An 18,951-nucleotide genomic window follows, 5' to 3' on the forward strand; every position below is an offset into this window, starting at 1 on the left:
AGCAACAGAGATGGCCGCCGATTCATCCCTTTCGAGCGCGATCGACCAGCAAACCCATCGCGGTTTCCTGCCCTGGCTGCTTAGCCGGCAAGTGTTCTGGGTGGTGGTCGCTACCCTCGGGGCCTGCCTCTTCCTGTCGCTCTACACCTCGACTTTTGGCACGGCGCAGAACCTCTTTAACGTCACCCGCAATTTTGCGTTTGTCGGCATCATCGCGCTGGGCATGACGGCGGTGATCATGACGGGAGGGATCGATCTTTCGGTGGGCTCGACCGTGCTGGTCGCCGCCATTGTCACCAGCACGCTGATGGCCAGCGGGCTGCCATTGGGTATCGCCATGCCGGCAGCTTTGGGGGCAGCGCTGCTGATCGGCCTCGTCAACGGGGTCTTTGTCGCGGTTCTGGGCATGCCGCCTTTCGTGGTGACGCTGGGCATGATGTCGATCGCCCGCTCGCTGGGCATGGTGCTGTCCAACAACAAGCTGATCTACGAATTCGGGCCCGACCAGGGGCTGCTGTTTGCCATTGGCGGCGGCTCGGTGGTGTTCTTTGGGCTCCCCGTGCCCAATCCGCTGCTGGTGATGATTGCCCTGGCGCTGGTCACCGGCTTTGCCTTTCGCTGGACCAAATGGGGCCGCCATGTGCTGGCCATCGGCGGCAATGAACATGCCGCTGTTCTCACCGGCATTCCGGTCCGCGCCGTCAAGGTTTCGGTTTATATGTTCGCCGCCTTCACCGCGGGCCTCACGGGCTTTCTCGAAGTGGGCTGGCTCGGCGGCGTCAGCACCGGGCTGGGCACCGGCATGGAGCTGACGGTGATCGCGGCGGCCGTGATCGGGGGCGCCAATCTCTCCGGCGGCAGCGGCTCGGCGCTCGGGGCGGTGATGGGCGCGGCGCTGATCGAGGTGATCCGCAACAGCCTGATCCTCCTGGGGATCAGCACGTTCTGGCAGGGCACCTTTGTGGGCTCGGCCATCGTGCTCGCGGTCGCCTTCAACAAGCTGCGCGACAAGGACACCAGCGAGTAGCGGGGCACGGAAGCCCCTAACTCTCGAGGATCTTGCGCGCGATCGCGGCGGCTTGCACCCGGATATCGGGCACGGCCTCGATCTCGAAGAACCGCCCGCGCGTCAGCGGACCGAGCGCCAGCAGGTGCCGCGAGGGCTGCCCTTCGGCATTGACCACAAAGCAGTCGGGGCTGACATCGAGCCCGATATGGAGCGGGTCGGGGCGGGCGGCGCCGCTGGCCACGAGGTCGCGGATCACCGGATTGGAGCTCGAAAGCACATCGACGCTCACCCCGCCGCAATCATAGACCCGGGCGATATCGAGCGTTTCGCGCTCCTGCGTGCCCCGGCGGCGGATGGTGGCACGGACCCCTTCTGGAGCGCGGTCGATGCCGACAAACTCGGCCGCGACGAGGCTCACCTGACCCTCGGTGACCGCTTCCTCGAGACGCTGATGCAGCTCAGGTGGCAGCCGGTGGCGGTGAATGTTCCACCACGGCCGCAAATGGCGCAGCGCCTGGCGACGCGTGTGATCGGACCAGCTCTGCCAGATGCGCTGGTTATAAGGGCGAAGGCCATCAACGACGCTGCGCCAGTCGCCACCATTCGCTTCGGTCTGCGCCACAAGGCCCCGGAACCAGCCCATGAATTCGGGCAGGGACGCGCCAAAGGGCACATCGGCCTCCGCGATGCTGAGCGGGGGAATATCGCGGTGCCCCTTGGGCAGCAGCCCATTGCGCGACACGACGAGCGTTGGGCCGCGATGCTCGGCTTTCGCTAGGGACAGCCAGGCATCTACCATGGAAAGACCCGAGCCCAGGATCATCACCGGCGCATCTGGATCAAGCGGCGTATCGGCCTCCGAACCGACGCGCACGGCAATGCCGCGTCCCCGGGCCGGCTGGGTTTCGTGACCCACCGTCAGCACGGCAAAGCGGCTGGTAATGCTCGACCCATTGGCGAGCAGCGTTTCCACCTCGTGGCGCCCTTCGGTGAGGCGCACAACTTCTTCGCTCTGCACCACGAGCCGCCCCGGCCGCGCGCGAGCGGCTTCCGCCAGCACATCCTCAAGATAGGCGCCATAAAGCCGACGCGGCACGAACACCCAGGAGCCGCTCTCGGTGGGGTAGTTCCTCGCCTGCAGCCAGCGCCAGAAATGGTCGGGATCATCGGCAAAGGCGCTCATGCCGCGGGCCGGCACATTGACCTTGTGGTCGCGCTGGGTCGCGGAATAAGCGACGCCTTGCCCAACCTGTCCCCGGCGCTCCAAAAGGGTCACGCGGATATCGGCGGCCGGATCGCGCAGCAAATGGGCGGCCAGCAACACGCCGCTGGCACCCCCGCCGATGATAGTCACTGCCAGCTCTCTGTTGCTCATCGAGAGCCTCCCTAACTATGCCCGGCTATGGACCCGTAGCCTCTAGCGACCCAAGCGCGCACAGACAAGCCACGCAGGGATGCCGCGCTTCCGAGGGGAACGTCCATTGAAGCATCGACGTTGCCACCTCACTGTTCCCGAGGAGCCTTGGACCTGAACCTCAAGAGCTCTAAACCTCAGGGCCATACGACCAAAGCATAGCTTTTCACGCCGCGCGGCAACTGGTCTCAAGAAGCTGCGCTTGCGCAGCGGCAACACCAGAGGTGTTTTGCCATGCCCTGGCTGCGCGTGCATGTTAACGGCGGAACGGCTCGCCCGAACTGCTGCCGAAAAGGAAACCACCCATGGCTGACGACAACACCACGAGCCTGCGCGACGCCGCGCTGCATTTCCACGAATATCCCAAGCCCGGCAAGCTCGAGATCGTGGCGACCAAGCCCCTCGCCAATACCCGTGATCTGTCGCTAGCCTATTCGCCCGGCGTGGCGATTCCCTGCGAGGAAATTGCCGCCGATCCCCAGGCCGCCTACAAATACACCTCCAAGGGCAATCTGGTTGCCGTGATTTCCAACGGCACCGCCGTGCTGGGCCTGGGCAATATCGGCGCGCTGGCTTCCAAGCCGGTGATGGAAGGCAAGGCGGTACTGTTCAAAAAGTTCGCCGGCATCGATTCCATCGATCTCGAGGTCAACGAGCAGGACCCCAAGCGTTTCATCGAGATCGTGGCCCCGCTCGAGCCCAGCTTTGGCGGCATCAATCTCGAGGACATCAAGGCCCCCGAGTGCTTCGAGATCGAGGTAGCGCTGCGCGAGCGCATGAACATCCCCGTGTTCCATGACGACCAGCACGGTACCGCCATCATCGTGGCCGCCGCCGTGATCAACGCCATGCGCCTTGTGGGCAAGGACATCGCCAAGGCCAAGATCGTGACCTCTGGCGCGGGCGCTGCCGCCATTGCCTGCATGAACATGCTGATCGCCGTTGGTGCCAAGCGCGAAAACATCTGGATCGCCGACAGCAAGGGCCTCGTCACCCGCAAGCGCGACAACTCCGTCGATCGCTGGCGCGGTGCCTTCGCGCAGGATACCGACAAGACCGAGCTCAGCGAAGTCATGGCCGGGGCCGATATCTATGTCGGCCTCTCCAAGGCCGGCGCGCTCAAGCCCGAGATGATGCGCGACATGGCGCCCAATCCGCTGATCCTGGCGCTGTCCAACCCCATCCCCGAGATCATGCCCGAACTCGCCCGCGAGGCGCGGCCGGACGCGATGATCTGCACGGGGCGCTCGGACTATCCCAACCAGGTCAACAATGTCCTCTGCTTCCCGTTCCTCTTCCGCGGCGCGCTCGATTGCGGCGCCACCGTCATCAATGAGGCGATGAAGGCAGCCGCGGCCGAAGCGATCGCCCAGCTTGCCCATGAGCCCGGTCTCGAGGCGAGCAGCCATGGCGTGCCCGCTATTTTCGGGCCGGACTACCTCATCCCCAATCCGTTCGATCAGCGCCTGATCCTGCGCATCGCCCCCGCTGTCGCCAAGGCGGCGATGGACACGGGCGTCGCCAAGCGCCCGATCGAGGACTGGGCCGCCTATCGCGATACGCTGCATCGCTTTGTGTATCGCTCAGGCCTCGTCATGAAGCCCATGATCGAGCGGGCGCAGGAAAGCCTCAAGCGCATCGCCTTTGCCGATGGCGAGGACGAGCGGGTGCTGCGCGCCACCCAGGTGCTGCTGGAAGACAAGATGGGCCGTGCCATCCTGATCGGCCGCCCTTCGGTGATCGAGCAGCGCATCGCCCGGTTCGGGTTGACGCTGCAGGCCGGGCGCGATTTTGACGTCATCAACCCCGAGGACGATCCGCGCTATCGCGACTATGTGGACCTGTTCCACTCGCTGGTGGGCCGCAAGGGCGTCACCCCCGACACCGCCCGCACCATTGTGCGCACCAACACCACCGTGATCGGGGCCTTGGCCGTCAAGCGCGGCGAAGCCGATGCACTGATCTGCGGATTGCAGGGGCGCTTCATCAAGCATGCGCGTGATATCCAGTCGATCATTGGCCTCGCCCCCCAGTCGCGCCAGCTTTCGGCGCTTTCCATGCTGGTGATGAGCCGGGGCGTGTTTTTCCTCGCCGACACCTATGTCAACATCGATCCCAGCGCCGACGAGATCGTGGCCATCACGCTGCAGGCGCGCGACCACCTCAAGCGCTTCAATATCGAGGCGCGGGCGGCGCTGCTGAGCTATTCCAATTTCGGCTCGCGCGACGGCGCCACGAGCCTCAAGATGCGCGACGTGTTCGAAAAGCTGCAACAGGTCGCACCCGACCTTGTGGTCGATGGCGAAATGCAGGGGGATCTGGCGATCAACGAAAACCTCCGCGAGCGCTATGTCCCGAACTCGCTCCTGCGCGGCGAAGCCAATCTGCTGATCTTCCCCAATCTGGAAGCGGCCAACCTGTCCATGACGCTGCTCAAGGAACTCAACAACGCCCTCCCGATCGGTCCCATCCTCATGGGCACCAACCAACCCGCCCACATCCTCGCCCCCTCCGTCACCAGCCGCGGCATCGTCAACATGGCCGCAGTCGCGGCCAGCGAAGTGGGGGTGGGCTAAAGCCACACCCGTGCGCAGTCCGGTGATGGGCTGCGCCTTTCATTGCAGGAGGGGCTAGGAAGCCGTCGCGCGCGCTTGCACAAAGCCGAGCAGCGCCGCGTCCGCGCGATCGGTCACCTCGGCAATGACCCGGTCTGGACTGAGTTGCGGCTCGGCTCGCGCAATTGCGGAAAGTCTTCTGGCTGCAAGCTGCGTCAGTAGCTTGTTGGGTGCTCTGGCGGCCGGGTGATGTATCAAGAGATTGGCACGGCCTTCGTAATACTTCTTGCCGCCCGTGATCTTGAAATAAAGCTCTTTCGCATTGGTGGGAAAGAGCTCCTTCCATCGGATCTGCGTGCTGAGTGCCTCAGACCAATCGAGCCATTTGGTGTGATGCAAGGGATGAATAGGCTGGGCCGCAATCCATGGCGTTCGCAGCGCATCGGCGACGATGGCACCGTGCATGGCTTCGGTAACGAGACGCTCCAGACCGGCAATAGTGCTGAGCGTTTGCTGCACAGGTGCCGTGGGGTCGATGAATTTCACGCCCGCAAGGGCACAAGCCTCTTGCCAGTGGCCTCTCGCAAGGCTTTCAAAATGCGGCATGAAGCCAGTGCCGGATCGGCTGGCTCGTCCGATGGGGTAGATCTTGCGTAACAGAACGGCGCTGTCGCAAATGGCGAGCCCGGGGGGAAGTCTGAGCAGCTGTGCCGTGCGCGGTCCGCGCACGAAGACGGGCGACCAGCTGCCATCATGCAGATTGGGCAGCTTGCTATAGCCGCCATAACCCGAGCCGATAATGAATTTGCGCGAGGTGGAGGGCAGGAAATCCCAGATGATCGAGCCGATGCCGAGAAAGAGTTCGCTATCATCCTCGTCCAAAAATCCGCTGGGCAACAGGTGGGGCCACAGATAGGTGTTCAGTTCATCGCCGAAATTGGGCGTGTGGCCGCGGTAGTAAACCAGCTTCACTTGCTGCTTCTCCGCTTTGAGATCATGTCCCAGATTGCGTGCAGCTGCCGGTGCGCCAGCAACCAGGCAACGCTGCCATACATTAAGGCGCCGACCGCCACCGCCGCGATTATCCGCGCCGCCGGGTCGGTGAGTGGCCAGGCCGCCGACGTAAATTGAATCGAAACGGCCATGGCCAGCGTAGCGAGAACGGGTACCCGGAAGCCCCAGAGATAGCAGAGCATCGGCATGTTCAGAATGCGCGCCACCATATGCACGGATGGCAGCCACATCAGATAGGTCTGGATGGCCAGGCCAATGCTGAGTTCGGCAACGCCAAAGCGGAAAAGCAGGACGATACAGATGCCGGTCGCCAGCTGGCGACCCACCAAATAATAGAGCCACAGATCCGCATCGCCATTGCTGTTGATCAGCGAGCCTTGCAGCACCCCGATACAGGCCAGTAGTCCAATGGCACAAAATGCCTGCACCACCGGCACCGCCTCACGCCAATGCGCACCGAAAAGGAATGGTACCAAATCCGGTGCGATAAGCGCCACGCCGGTGAACACGGGAAACGACACCGAAGCGGACAGGAACGTAGCGATGAGAAAGGCCTTGCGCCGCAACTCCGACTCGTCCTGCATGGAGGACAACAGGGAGAACGAGACCGCGTTGAGCGGTCCGGCCATGACATCGCTCAACAACTGGAAAATGCGCCGCGAGAAGCCGAACAGGCCTAGTGCATAGGGACCCAGCAGGCTCCCGATCAGCAATTGGTCGATGTTGATGCTGTTGATGAAGTTAGCGCCCGTGGCAAAGCCACCAAAGCGTGACAGCTCCTGCAGGGCTGACCGGCGGAAGGAGACGCGTGGCAGCCATTTGGCGCTGACCAGGCAGGCTAGGGTGGCCGCGGCCGAGGAAACAAGCTGGGCCAAGGCGAGCGCCCAGAGCCCGTAGCCGGCAAACAACACAGCCAGGCAAACCACAGCGCCCGCAAGCGAAGCCACCACGGTGCGCAAGGCGAGTTTGTGGAACAACATGGTTCGAACAAGCAGGGCGTTCGGCACGATGGCGACGAGGTCGAGCACGATCTTGATCCCTAGCACGGGCATCAGCACTGCAAGCAGAGGCTGACCCATGGTCTCCGCCAGGGGTCGGGCGAGCACGCACACCAGCGCATAAAGCAATGCGGCCAGCCCGGCACCCAGCCAGAACACGACGTCAAGATGCGCCGCGGTGATGTTGGCGCGCTGAATGAGCGCTTGTCCGAAACCGGTCGGCGCCACCGCGCCGAGCAGGGCGATGATCGTGCTGGCAAAGGCGACGATGCCGAAATCATCGGGACCAAGGGCACGCGAGGTTGCCAGAAACACTCCGGCACTAACCAGCCCTGGCATAAGGCTGCTGAAAACCGACCAGAGCACCCCGACAACGGCCGAGCGGCTGCGGGAGCCGGCGAGATGGAGGTCTACCTGCGCATCATAGGCCATCAGACACGACTTCCCGGGTGGTCTTGCAGAGCCACACAGCCGCGTGCCCTACCAATTGGCAGCGTCTCGACGCGCCGTTGCGATGGCGGTGCAAAGCGTTACGGGGAACCGGAACGGAAAGGACGGGTCGGCTGCCGCAAGCTTTCGCAGCATTCTGAAATTGGGCAGCGACAATCGGATGAGCTGGCGCAGCATGATAAACGCGTAGGCTCGCTCGATGAGCTTGAGGGTGCTCTTCGCTATTGCCCGTTGTTCATCGTCCAGTTCCACCTCGCTCAGGACGCGATGCCAGAACAGCTTGAGATAAACGTAGCGGGCCACGGTTTCCTTCTTGGACCAGTCGAAGGCGGAGAAATAGATGTTGATGCCGGTGCCGCAGACAACATTGACCGAGCAGGAGAAAGCCGCCCCGTCGGCCAACTGCCCCAGCTTGATCCAAAAAAGATGGTCCTCTCCTGCAGCGCGCAGCCCGGTGTCAAAACGCAGATCGGGAGCGGCCCGCAGGCGATACACGACGCACGAGGTCTGACTGAGATACTCCCGCAAGTAACCGGTTAGCAGGGTGCTGGAGTTCACGAGCGCCCTTGTTCCGCGCCAAACGACACCCGATGCGCCGCGTTGCCAGTCTGCCATGGTGTCGAGTTCGCCAAAAAGGCTGTGCCCCCAGACCGACCGCGTGTGATCGCAGAAATAAAACGATGCCTCTGACCCGAGGCACTGCAGCGCCTCCTGCAGATGATGTGGCGCCCATTCGTCGTCCGAATCGAGGAAGGCGATGAAGTCGGCACCCAACTCGACGGCCCGATCGATTCCCGTGTTGCGGGCGGCACCGGGACCACCATTCGGCTGTTCGATCGGGATGAGCTCGTGCGGGAAACCCGACCATACGAGCGCGAGTTCGTCACTTGCCCGGATCGGGGACCCATCATCGACAACGATCACCGTCAGCTTGATTGCGCGCCCGAGCTCCTGCGCGGCAATCGAACGGAGCGCCCGCGCAAGTATACCCGCCTCCTTCTGGTAGAAGGGGATGATGATTGCGACGAGGGATTGTTCGCCGCTTGTGCTGTCATGGCCGGGCAAAGTACTCGCTCCGTAGTTTGGGGGTGAGCAGGCGCAGCTGGGCGAGAAGCCGGAGCTGAGCCAGAACGCGACGCCGACGGGGGCGGAACTGGCGCCATATCGCGCTCGATGCGCTGACGGCATTGTCATGCCCTACTCGGTAGATGGCTCCGGGGAATGGTAGTGGTGCGAGGGGAGTGCCAGCTTGGGCGAGACGCCGCTTGGCAAATTTGTGGCTGCCGAACCACTGGCGCAGATAGGTTTCGTCGGCGGCTTCCAGCGTGGGCGGCAGCACCAGCCGATCGGCATGGATGATCAGGGACGTGCCGCACAGCTCGTCAAAGCCTGACCCCAGCCGCATCAGGGTCGATGAGCCGTCATAGAGATAGCCGCTATCGACAAACCAGCCTGGCTGGGCAGGGTGAGCTTCGGCGAAGGCGGCGAGGCGATTGCTGACCAGATCATCGTAGTCGACGGTCATCACATAATTGTCCGGATCGACGGAAAGAATCCCCGCAAGCACCCGGCGGCCCTTGTCTGCCCGGATCGCCTCGAACCGGTGCTCCATATTGGCCAGGGGCGGCAACGGCGCCGGTGTGGGCAGATCGAGGCGATGCACTTCGATCTTGCCGGGCAAGTGCGGCAGGGGAGAATGGCGGCTCGCCACGACAATGCATCGCCAGCTCGAGCTGGTTTGTGCCGCGATCGAGGCTGCGGTAGCCTGCAGATTGCGCATGGCTGCAGGCCAGTCGGCCACACCGGCATGGTCGCGAATTGGGATGACGAAGCTCAGAGCTGGCATATGCTGGCCGGGGTTACAAAGCCGGGTGCCCGCACCCGTTTCCCGGTTTTAGCAGGCGCATTGCCACCAACTCAGCGCACAACTACTTACGCAATGCCCACCTTATGTATCGGGAGGGCTGCCCCTCCAACTATCCCACCCGCCAGCCATGCGTGAACACCTCGAAGCCATCGTCTCGCGCCACGCCGAGGAGGGTGATGTTGGCCGCTTGGGCGGTTTGAATGGCGAGGGTGGTGGGGGCGGAAATGGCGAGGAGGATGCCGGTGCCGAGCACGGCGGCTTTTTGCACGAGCTCCACCGAGATGCGGCTGGTGAGGAGGAGGGCGGCGTCCGCAGCGGGGAGGTGCTGGCGGCGGGCGGCGCCGGCGAGTTTGTCGAGGGCGTTGTGGCGGCCGACGTCTTCGCGCAAGGCGACAAGGCCCGCCTCGGGATGCCAGAGCGCGGCGGCATGCACGGCGTGGGTGAGGGCGTTGAGCGATTGCGCCGGCCGCAGCGAGGCGATGGCGGCCATGATCTGGTCGGGCGACAGGGTGAGCCTGGCCTCCACCCGCGGCGTCGTACGCAGCGCCTGTTCGAGGCTTTCGATGCCGCATAACCCGCAGCCGGTCGGACCGGCCATGGCGCGGCGGCGGGCGGCGAGGGCGCGCGCCCGTTCCTCGGCGACCCAGAGGCGTGCTTCCATGCCGGCGGCGTGCTCGACGATTTCGAAGCGCTCGATTTCGCCGAACTCGGCAATCATCCCCTCGGTCAGCGCGAAGCCGATCGCGAAGTCTTCAAGATCGGCCGGCGTCGCCATCATCACGGCATAGGTCGAGCCATTGACCACCACGGCCACGGCCGCTTCGGTGGCAATGTCGCGCCCGGCCGGGTCAAACTGCCCGGCCCAGCGCTGATGCTGCACGGACTGATGGGTCGGGATCACGCCGGCACGATCCGCACCGGCACCGACTTGGCGGCCGGCACATGGCTCTTCTCGGCGTGCTGGTAGACTGGGATCAGCACATTGCACTCGGGATAATAGCCGCCGCAGCTGCCTTTGGGCATGTCGTATTTAATGGCGCGCAGCCCGCCGAGACGACGCGGCACGCCATCATCGGCCACCGTTTCGAGGGCGACAGTGCTGCCATCGGCAATGCCGAAGCGCGCCATGTCTTCGCCATTGAGAAACAGCACGTCGCGGGTGCCTTCCACGCCGCGGAAGCGGTCGTGATACCCATAAACGGTGGTGTTGAACTGGTCATTGCTGCGCAAGGTGATGAGGCGCAGCACATCGGGATCCTTGCCATCATCAAAGCTGCCGCCCAGAGCCGAGGGCACCTTGAAATTGGCTTTGCCCGTCTTGGTCTTCCATTGGCGGTGGCTGGCGGCGATCGGGCGGCGGAAGCCTTCGGGCTTTTTGATGCGCTGGTTAAAGTCCCTGAACATTTCGGGCCAGGTGCGCTCGATGGCGTCGCGCACGAGGCTATAATCGCCCACCCACTGGTCCCAGGGGACATTGGGATTGGGGGGCAGGGTGGCCTTGGCGATCTCGGCCACGATGCGCGGCTCCGACAGCAGATCGGGGCTGGCGGGCTCGTTGATGGCGCGTGACTGGTGGATCACGGCGGTGGAATCCTCCACCGTCACCACCTGCTTGCCGGTGGCCTGCCGGTCATATTCGATCCGTCCAAGGCAGGGCAGCAGGAACGCCGTCTTGCCGCAAAACAGTTGGCCGCGATTGAGCTTGGTGGCGATCTGCACGGTCAGGCGCATCTTGGGCCAGTGCTCTTCCATCGGCCCATGATCGGGCACGGCGCGCAGGAAATTGCCGCCAAGCCCGATAAAGGCGTCGATCGTGCCATTGATGATGCCCTCGCAGGCTTCCACCGTGGTGGTGCCTTTTTCTCGCGGTGCCTTGAACTGGTAGAGTTCCTCCATCCGGTCGAGCGGCACGAGTTCGGGCTTTTCAGCGATGCCGACGGTGCGCTGGCCCTGCACATTGGAATGGCCGCGCACCGGGCAGATGCCGGCGCCGGGCCGGCCGATATTGCCGCGCAGCAGCGCCAGATTGACCAGCATCTGCACCGCTTCGACCCCCAGCTTATGCTGGGTGATGCCCATGCCATAAACCACCATGGCGGCCGGGGCGGCGGCATAGATGGCGGCAGCGCGCTCGATCTGAGCGCGGGTGAGCCCCGTTTCGCGCTCGAGATCGGCCCAATCCTGCGCTTCGGCAAAGGCGCGGAACTCCTCCATGCCATGGGTGTGTTCGGCAATGAAGGTGTGGTCCAGCACCGGCTGGCGGTTCTCGGCTTGCGCCTTGGCGTCGGCCTCGAACAGCCATTTGCACATGCCGATCACCACCGAAATATCGCCGCCCGGGCGCACCTGGTAGTATTCCCGGCTGATGCGGGTTTCGTGCTGCGTCAGCATCTGCACCGGGTTCTGCGGATTGACGAACCGCTCGAGCCCCCGCTCCTTGAGCGGGTTGAAGCTGACAATTGTCGCGCCGCGGTCGCTGGCTTCCTGCAACTGGTGCAGCATGCGCGGGCTGTTGGAGCCCACATTCTGGCCGAAAAAGAATAGGGCATCGGCGGATTTGAAATCGTCCAGCACCACCGTGCCCACCGGCACCCCGATGCTTTCGGCCAGACCCACCGAAGTGGACTCGTGGCACATATTGGAGCTGTCGGGCAGGTTGTTGTTGCCATAAAGGCGCGCCAGCAGCTGATACATATAGGAGGTTTCAAGCGACGCCCGGCCAGATGCATAGAACACCGTGCGCTTGGGATCGATGTCGCGAATGGCGGCCAACTCGCGTCCGATGCTGGCAAAGGCTTCGGTCCAGTCCACGGCTTCATATTTATCGGTCTGGGCGTTATAGCGCAGCGGTGTCGTTAGCCGGCCGATGGCCTCGAGGTCATGGTCGGGCCAGGTCTTGAGTACGCTCACCGTGTGTTCGGCGAAGAAACTGGGCGTCACCCGCTTACGCGTCAGCTCCCAGGCGGTCGCCTTGGCCCCATTTTCGCAGAACTCGGCGGGATGGGATGGCACCGGCTTGGCCCAGGCGCAGCTGACACAGGCAAAGCCCTCGGGCTTGTTCTGCTTGCGCAGCGCCAGGGGGCCCGTCGCCAGAATGCCTTCGCTGTCCAGATATCTGCCGACGGACTTGATTGAACCCCAGCCGCCAGCCGGTCCGCTATAGGGCGCGATGGTGATTTTTCTGGCCATGAGACGCTCGCTTTCATCGACAGCTTGGTTAAGTTCAAACACCCCCGACGCTAACCGGTTGCGGCGCGAGCGGAAAGACTGCCCGCAACGGAAAATCGGCTTTCTCCCTTGCGCCGATCAAGAATAGAAGCCAACAACTGCAGTCACTTGGCGCAGTTGATTGATTCCACCCTGGAGCTTGGCCACTGTCCGACAAGCAAACACAACTGGGTGACGCCTCCGTTCGAGTGGCTCGGAAGGCCGATATTGTCGTGATTGGCGCTGGGCAGGCGGGTTTGTCTGCCGCCTATCACCTGCGCCAGCGCGGCATTGTCCCGGGCCGCGGCTTTGTCGTGCTCGACAGTGCCGATGCCCCAGGAGGCGCTTGGCAGTTCCGCTGGCCCTCGTTGACCCTTAGCACCGTCAATCGCGTCCATGATCTGCCGGGGCTGGCTTTTGGCGACGCGATCGCGCTGGATGACCCGCAGGTGCAGGCCCGGGTGGCGGTGCCGCAGTATTTCGCTGAATATGAACGCAGGTTCGAGCTCCCGGTGCTGCGGCCGGTCAGCGCGCGCTGCGTGGTCAGCCGTGGCGAGCGGCTGCGGATCGAAACGGACCGGGGTGTGTTCTCGGCCCGGGGCATCATCAATGCCACCGGCACCTGGACGGCGCCCTTCGTGCCGCATTATCCGGGGGCCGAGACGTTCGGCGGCGAGCAATTGCACACCGCCGACTATCAGGGGGCCGAGCACTTCCGCGGCAAGCATGTGGTGGTGGTTGGGGGCGGCATTTCGGCCATCCAGCTGCTCGACGAAATCTCGCAGGTGACCACGACGCTCTGGGTAACCCGGCGTGAGCCGCAGTTCCGCACCGGACCCTTCGACATCGAAGCCGGCCGGACCGCCGTCGCTATGGTGGAGCAACGCGTGCGGGCCGGCCTGCCGCCACTTTCCGTCGTGTCGGTGACGGGGCTGCCCGAAACGCCGGCGATATCAGCGATGCGGGCGCGTGGCGTGTTGCAGCGCCATCCGATGTTCAGCGAGATTACCGAATCCGGCGTGCGCTGGAGCGATGGAAGGGAAGAGCGGGCCGATGTCATCCTCTGGTGCACCGGCTTTCGCTCGTCGCTAGATCATCTTGCCCCGCTCGACTTGCGCGAAGAGGGCGGTGGCATCCGCATGGGCGGGCGGCTGGCCACCCAGGTCTTGCGCGATCCGCGGGTTCATCTGGTCGGCTACGGCCCGTCGGCATCCACCATCGGCGCCAACCGCGCGGGCGCGGCGGCCGCGGCCGAATTGATCGCGACGCTTGGCCTCGGCAAAGCCATGGGCTAGCGCCCGCGCAGGCGGCCGATCAAGAGGGTAATCATCTCCATGCCCTCGGGCGTGAAGCTGACCGAATTGTCTTCGCGCGTGGCGAGGCCAAGCTCTTCGAGTTCGGCAACGGCCTTTGGATCGGCGTGGTGGCCCTTGCCGTCATCGGCGATCACTTTGGTGACGGGATCGCCGCTTTCGAGCTGGTGATAAATGGCAAAGGCGAATACTGCGAGGGCCGCATCGCTCAGGGTGTCGGGCGTGGTCATGGCTTGATCCTTGCTGGCGTGGAACGCGCCCGGGCGCGCTCCCGCGTGATCCGAGCTAGCTAGTTCTTGGGTTTTTCTTCGGTGGGGCGCTGATAGGTGCCCACCACTTCGCCCTTGGCCAGCACATGGCCTTCCATCGCCGCCAGCACGTCCTCGCGTTTGGCCCCCAGTTCCACCGGCAACTCGGCCAGATCGAGCGCAAAGACCTGGAAATGGTAGTTGTGGGCGGGATCCTCGAGCGGCGGGCGGGGGCCGTAATAGCCGGTCTGGCCGCGGCTATTGCTGCCCTGCTTGGCCCCTTCGGGGTCCTGCAGCACCGGATCGGTGTTGATGCCCTCGCGCAGGGTCGTGACGTCAGCGGGGATGTCGAAAAGCACCCAGTGCACGAAGGGCTTGGGCTCGTCGGCATCGGGATCATCCATGATCACGGCGAAGGACTTTGTGCCTTCGGGCGCCTCGTCCCAGGAGAGGGCAGGGGAGGCATTATGCCCTTCGGCGGCATGGGCGATGGGGATCGCACCATTATCCGCAAAGCTGGGGCTGCTGACAGCAAGCGTGCCATCGGCCTCCACGAGATTGATCGCGGTGTCGGAAGGCGCGGGTGTTTCGACCAGATTGGGCGTGCTGGACGCCGCAGCCGCATCGCTGCCTGCCCCATCCTCGCCCTCATAGCTGATGCGGTAGAGGATGCCGTTGAAATCGTCGGCCAGCAGCAGCGAGCCATCGATATCCTCGGTCAATCCGGCAAGCCGGGCGAGGAAGTCATAGCTTTGATCATCGTTCTCGATCAGCCAACCAGTGGCAAAGGAGGTCCAGTCCTTGGGCTCGCCGTCCTCGAAATCGACCCGGGTGATTTCATAGCCGCTCGGCGGGCGGCGGTTCCAGGAGCCGCGCATGGCGATAAAGGCGTCGCCGCGATATTCCTCGGGAAAGGCCTCGCCCTGGTAGAAGGTCATCTGCATGGGGGCGGCATGGGCGGTATAGCCGAGCAGCGGTTCCTCGCTCGCCTCGGCCCATTCCTCCAGCGTAATGCCCTCGGGCGGATTGTCCTGCGGATTGAAGTTGGAGAAGTCGTAGATGTAGGGCCAGCCATATTGCTTGCCCTGCTCGACGAGGTTGAACTCTTCCTTTTGCTCCTCGTCGCCCAGCCAGTCGGTGCCGTGATCGGCGCCGTAAAGCTTGCCCGTGCCGGGCTCCCAGCCAAAGCCGATCGTATTGCGCAGACCGCTGGCGAAGATGGTGCGCGTCTTGCCGTCGGGGGTGGCGCGCAGAATGGTGGCGCTTTCCGGGTTGGACTCGTCGCAGGCGTTGCAGGTCGAGCCCACGGTTATGTAGAGCATCCCGTCCGGGCCGATCGCCAGGGTGCGGTTGGGGTGCTGGCCGGCATCGGGCAGATCGTCGATGATCCGCGTCAGTTCGCCAAAGCTGCCATCGTCCTCGATTGGTGCAGTGAACACCTCCTTGGCGGTGGCAAGGTAAGCGGTGTCGCCATCGATAAAGATGCCGTGCATGCCCGGGCGGCCGGCGACCTTGGCGAAATCCTCGAACTTGCCATCGCGATCGGCGTCGATCAGCCGGATGACATCGCTTTCCTGGCGGCGGGTGGCATAAACATGCCCGTCCTCGTGCACCGCCAGCATGCGGGTATTGCCGAGATCCCGGCCCACCACCTCGACGGTGAAACCCTCGGGCACCGTGATCTTCCCGGCTAGCTCCGCGTCATCTTCAATCTCGACCGGGCTGGGCTCGAGGATCGACCCCTCGATAGTCACATCGGAATATTGTCCAACAGTGCCCTGCGGCTGGGCGGCGGCCGGAGTGGCCAAGGCCAGCAACACGGTTGCGGAGGTGGCGAGGGCGGAAGAAGCTCGGGTCATCGGGGTTTCGTTCCTGAGGGGTTTGGTTAATCCAACTCCTCAGGCCCGGTTCCCGATCCCCGCCAGCAAGAATTTGCTGGCACCAGAGGCATAAGAGAAGGCAGGCGGGCGCCCGATAGGGCGCCAACCTGGGTTAAGCGCCGGGCTTCATCACCACCTTGATGCAGCCATCTTCTTTGTCCCGGAACTTGCGATAAAGCTCGGGCCCTTCCGATAGATCGGCCTGGTGGGTGATCACGAAGGTCGGATCGATTTTGCCGTCCACCACCAGCTGCAGCAGCGGCGCCAGATAGCGATGGGTGTGCGTTTGTCCGGTCTTGAGCGTCAGCCCCTTGTTCATGAAGGCGCCCATGGGCACTTTGTCGAGCATGCCGATATAAACGCCGGGCATCGAGATGGTGCCGCCCTTCCGGCAACACATGATGGCCTCGCGCAGCACATGCGCCCGGTCGGTGCCGAGACCCACCTTCTGCTTGACGTTGTCGATCACCGAATCCGGTGCGCCGCTCGCATGGGCCTCGGTGCCCACGCAATCGATCACCCGGTCCGGGCCGCGCCCATTGGTCATCTGGAACAGCACGTCATAGGGGCTGGCGTTGTCGAAATTGATGGTTTCGGCCTTGCCATGCACCTCGGCCATCTTGAGCCGCTCGGGGACATTGTCGATGGCGAGGACGCGGCCCGCACCCATCAGCCACGCGCTCTGGATGGCGAACTGCCCGACAGGGCCGCAGCCCCAGATGGCGACCGTGTCGCCCGGCTCAATCTCGGCATTTTCCGCGGCCATATAGCCCGTGGGGAAAATGTCGGACAGGAACAGCACCTGCTCGTCGGTGAGTTCCTCAGGCACCTTGATCGGGCCGACATCGGCAAAGGGCACGCGCAGATATTCGGCCTGCCCGCCGGCATAGCCGCCCAGCATGTGCGAATAGCCAAAGAGGCCCGAGGGCGAATAGCCCATCGCGGCGCGAGCGATCGCCGCATTGGGATTGGAGCGATCGCACAGAGAGAACATCTGGTTCTGGCAGAACCAGCACTGCCCGCAGGCAATGTTGAAGGGCACGACGACGCGGTCGCCGACCTTGAGCTTGGTGTTGTCCTTGCCGACCTCCACCACTTCGCCCATGGTTTCGTGGCCGAGCACGTCCCCTGACTCCATCGTGGGCATGAACCCATCATAAAGATGCAAATCCGAGCCGCAGATCGCGCAGGAGGTCACCTTGATGATGGCGTCCTGGCCATGGACGATCTTGGGGTCATCGACGGTATCGTAGCGAACATCGCCTTTGCCGTGCCAGCACAACGCTTTCATTGGGTTCTCCAGGGTTGGTGCGGCCAGCGCCAGTCGCGCCTTCCGCAGGAATAAGCCTCGGAACCGAGCCGATGCTCGTTCCCGCTGGCCTTTGCTGCGTGGTTAACGCGCGCTCGCCGTGATCCGATCCAGTCCCGGCAACACCTTGGTGCCAAATGCCTCGATAAACTCCGCCTGGTTGCGCCCAACTTGGTGCAGATGCACTGCGGTCGCCCCCAATTCGCCGTAAGCCTCGATAGCGGCGCGATGCCGGCCAAGATCGGCCGACACGAACACTGCTTTGGCCATGTCTTCGCGTCGCACAAAGCGCGTGGCCGCATCAAAGTCGCTGGGACGGCGCAGATCCCAGTTGACCTCGCCGCCAATGACATTGGCCGACCATTGATCCAGCGCCTGCTCGAACGCCTCGTCCTCGGTCGCCGCCCAGCACAGCGCGTGCTGGATATGAACGGGCTTGTTCGCACCGCCATTGTCGCGGAAGGCCTCAATGGTCGGACGGATCTCCTCCACATCGCCGCCGGTGATCAACAAGCCATCGGCCCACTCGGCAACAAACGCTGCGGTCTTGGGGGTAATGGCGGCGCCAAATAGCGGCACCGGCTGGGCGGGGCGGGAATAAAGCTTGGCCTCCACCACTGTGACCCTGCCGCGATGGGTGACGGTTTCGCCGGCAAACAGCGCCCGGATGACCGCGGCACACTCGGCCAGCACGGCATTGCGCTCGGCCTTGTTGGGCCAATAGGTGCCGGTGATCGATTCATTGAGCGCTTCCCCGCTGCCGAGAGCCAGCCAGAACCGGTTAGGAAACATTTCCCCCAGCGTTGCCGCGGCCTGCGCGACGATGGCCGGGTGATAGCGATATCCCGGGGCCGAAATGGAGCCGATCGGAAAATCGGTCACTGCCATGGCGGCCCCCAGCCACGACCAAGCAAAGCCCGAGTGACCCTGCCGCTCGCTCCAGGGATGAATATGGTCCGATGATTTGGCGCAGGAAAATCCCGCTTCTTGCGCCTGTTGCACCAGCTTGAGCAGGCTCGAGGGAGCAAACTGTTCGTGGGAAGCGTGATAGCCGATCTGCATGGATTATCCCTCGCGTCGCCATTGATCGAGCACGTCCTGCGTGGTGCAGGCCGTCAGCTGGATGCCAAAGCGGCTGTCATAGATGGAAAGCATTGCGGCGTGAGTTTCGGCCGCCGAGCTGCACACCGCATCCTTGGGCAATACAACGTGGTATCCCAGATCGATCGCGCCCATGAGGGTGGACAGCACGCACACCTCGGTTTCGCCGCCGGTAATCACCAGCGTGTCGACCCCTTTGGCTTGCAACTGCTGGTGCAGCGCGCCTGACCACCAGGGTGAATAAACCGGTTTGTCGATCACTGCGGCCGGCGGAACAAAGCGCTGCAGCGAGGGGACCAGGTCCACCATCTCCGGCGCCATGCGCTCGCGCAGCATATTGGGCCAAGCCTCGTAATATTCTTGCCAGCTCCCCTGCGCGTCTTCAGCCCGCTCCGGCGGCACAAAGCGGGTGAATACCGTCCGCGCGGCGTGAGGCTCGGTCATTGCCTCGATCGCGGGCAGCACGCCGGCAAGCGTTTCGACATGCCAGTCGGTCTCCTCCGCGAACATGCGTTGCATGTCCACGCAGAGATGCACACAATTGGTGAAATTCATGGTTGATCCGCACAAGTAAGTGCCGCGTCAA

The 18,951-nt window shown here is 63.6% G+C and carries 15 protein-coding genes; 3 read left to right on the forward strand and 12 right to left on the reverse strand.

Going from position 1 to position 18,951, the window contains the following annotated elements; all coding sequences use genetic code 11:
* Positions 1–10 precede the first annotated feature (10 nt).
* Entirely contained in the window at positions 11–1,027 is a 1,017-nt protein-coding gene (locus ELX51_RS04930; RefSeq protein WP_127752476.1) for an ABC transporter permease, read from the forward strand.
* Positions 1,028–1,043: 16 nt separating this feature from the next.
* Here the strand turns inward: ELX51_RS04930 and ELX51_RS04935 are convergent, their stop codons facing one another.
* Positions 1,044–2,384: an FAD/NAD(P)-binding protein gene (locus ELX51_RS04935; RefSeq protein WP_127752477.1), complete on the reverse strand. Its 1,341-nt coding sequence runs from the start codon at positions 2,382–2,384 to the stop codon at positions 1,044–1,046.
* Between the two features lie 344 nt (positions 2,385–2,728).
* Between ELX51_RS04935 and ELX51_RS04940 the strand changes: the two genes are divergently transcribed.
* Positions 2,729–4,999 carry an NADP-dependent malic enzyme gene (locus tag ELX51_RS04940; RefSeq protein WP_127752478.1) on the forward strand — a complete coding sequence of 757 codons (2,271 nt, stop codon included), beginning with the start codon at positions 2,729–2,731 and terminating at the stop codon, positions 4,997–4,999.
* Positions 5,000–5,053: 54 nt separating this feature from the next.
* On the opposite strand, the gene ELX51_RS04945 is transcribed toward ELX51_RS04940, so the two are convergent.
* The 6 genes from ELX51_RS04945 to ELX51_RS04965 form a co-directional block, all read right to left on the reverse strand.
* A complete protein-coding gene (locus ELX51_RS04945) occupies positions 5,054–5,950 on the reverse strand; it encodes a polysaccharide pyruvyl transferase family protein (RefSeq protein ID WP_127752479.1) in 897 nt (298 codons plus the stop codon).
* Positions 5,947–7,422 carry a lipopolysaccharide biosynthesis protein gene (locus ELX51_RS04950; protein WP_127752480.1) on the reverse strand — a complete coding sequence of 492 codons (1,476 nt, stop codon included), beginning with the start codon at positions 7,420–7,422 and terminating at the stop codon, positions 5,947–5,949. The genes ELX51_RS04945 and ELX51_RS04950 overlap by 4 nt, the downstream gene beginning before the upstream one ends.
* A 48-nt stretch (positions 7,423–7,470) precedes the next feature.
* Positions 7,471–8,505, reverse strand: coding sequence for a glycosyltransferase family 2 protein (locus ELX51_RS04955; protein ID WP_164854762.1), 1,035 nt, complete (start codon positions 8,503–8,505; stop codon positions 7,471–7,473).
* Positions 8,492–9,286: a galactosyl transferase gene (locus ELX51_RS19965; protein WP_164854763.1), complete on the reverse strand. Its 795-nt coding sequence runs from the start codon at positions 9,284–9,286 to the stop codon at positions 8,492–8,494. Before ELX51_RS19965 ends, ELX51_RS04955 begins: the two co-directional genes overlap by 14 nt.
* A 130-nt stretch (positions 9,287–9,416) precedes the next feature.
* Complete coding sequence (fdhD, locus tag ELX51_RS04960; RefSeq protein WP_127752482.1) at positions 9,417–10,208, reverse strand: formate dehydrogenase accessory sulfurtransferase FdhD; 792 nt, start codon at positions 10,206–10,208, stop codon at positions 9,417–9,419.
* The gene (locus ELX51_RS04965) at positions 10,205–12,496 is read right to left on the reverse strand and encodes an FdhF/YdeP family oxidoreductase (protein WP_127752483.1); all 2,292 of its coding nucleotides are present in this window, start codon (positions 12,494–12,496) and stop codon (positions 10,205–10,207) included. Before ELX51_RS04965 ends, fdhD begins: the two co-directional genes overlap by 4 nt.
* Positions 12,497–12,723: 227 nt before the next feature.
* Here ELX51_RS04965 and ELX51_RS04970 point away from each other — a divergent pair, with 227 nt between their 5' ends.
* Positions 12,724–13,809 carry an NAD(P)-binding domain-containing protein gene (locus ELX51_RS04970; RefSeq protein ID WP_127752484.1) on the forward strand — a complete coding sequence of 362 codons (1,086 nt, stop codon included), beginning with the start codon at positions 12,724–12,726 and terminating at the stop codon, positions 13,807–13,809.
* On the opposite strand, the gene ELX51_RS04975 is transcribed toward ELX51_RS04970, so the two are convergent.
* From ELX51_RS04975 to ELX51_RS04995, 5 genes are all read right to left on the reverse strand, one after another.
* Complete coding sequence (locus ELX51_RS04975) at positions 13,806–14,057, reverse strand: hypothetical protein (protein WP_127752485.1); 252 nt, start codon at positions 14,055–14,057, stop codon at positions 13,806–13,808. The genes ELX51_RS04970 and ELX51_RS04975 overlap by 4 nt on opposite strands.
* Before the next feature lie 59 nt (positions 14,058–14,116).
* Positions 14,117–15,934, reverse strand: a complete 1,818-nt coding sequence (locus ELX51_RS04980) for a YbhB/YbcL family Raf kinase inhibitor-like protein (protein WP_127752486.1) — start codon at positions 15,932–15,934, stop codon at positions 14,117–14,119.
* 133 nt (positions 15,935–16,067) lie between these two features.
* Positions 16,068–17,246: a zinc-dependent alcohol dehydrogenase gene (locus tag ELX51_RS04985; RefSeq protein WP_127752487.1), complete on the reverse strand. Its 1,179-nt coding sequence runs from the start codon at positions 17,244–17,246 to the stop codon at positions 16,068–16,070.
* A gap of 102 nt (positions 17,247–17,348) precedes the next feature.
* A complete protein-coding gene (locus tag ELX51_RS04990; protein ID WP_127752488.1) occupies positions 17,349–18,326 on the reverse strand; it encodes a TIGR03885 family FMN-dependent LLM class oxidoreductase in 978 nt (325 codons plus the stop codon).
* 3 nt (positions 18,327–18,329) lie between these two features.
* Entirely contained in the window at positions 18,330–18,920 is a 591-nt protein-coding gene (locus ELX51_RS04995; protein ID WP_127752489.1) for a cysteine hydrolase, read from the reverse strand.
* Between the last annotated feature and the right edge of the window lie 31 nt (positions 18,921–18,951).

The organism is Devosia sp. 1566 (assembly GCF_004005995.1).
GTDB lineage: Bacteria > Pseudomonadota > Alphaproteobacteria > Rhizobiales > Devosiaceae > Devosia.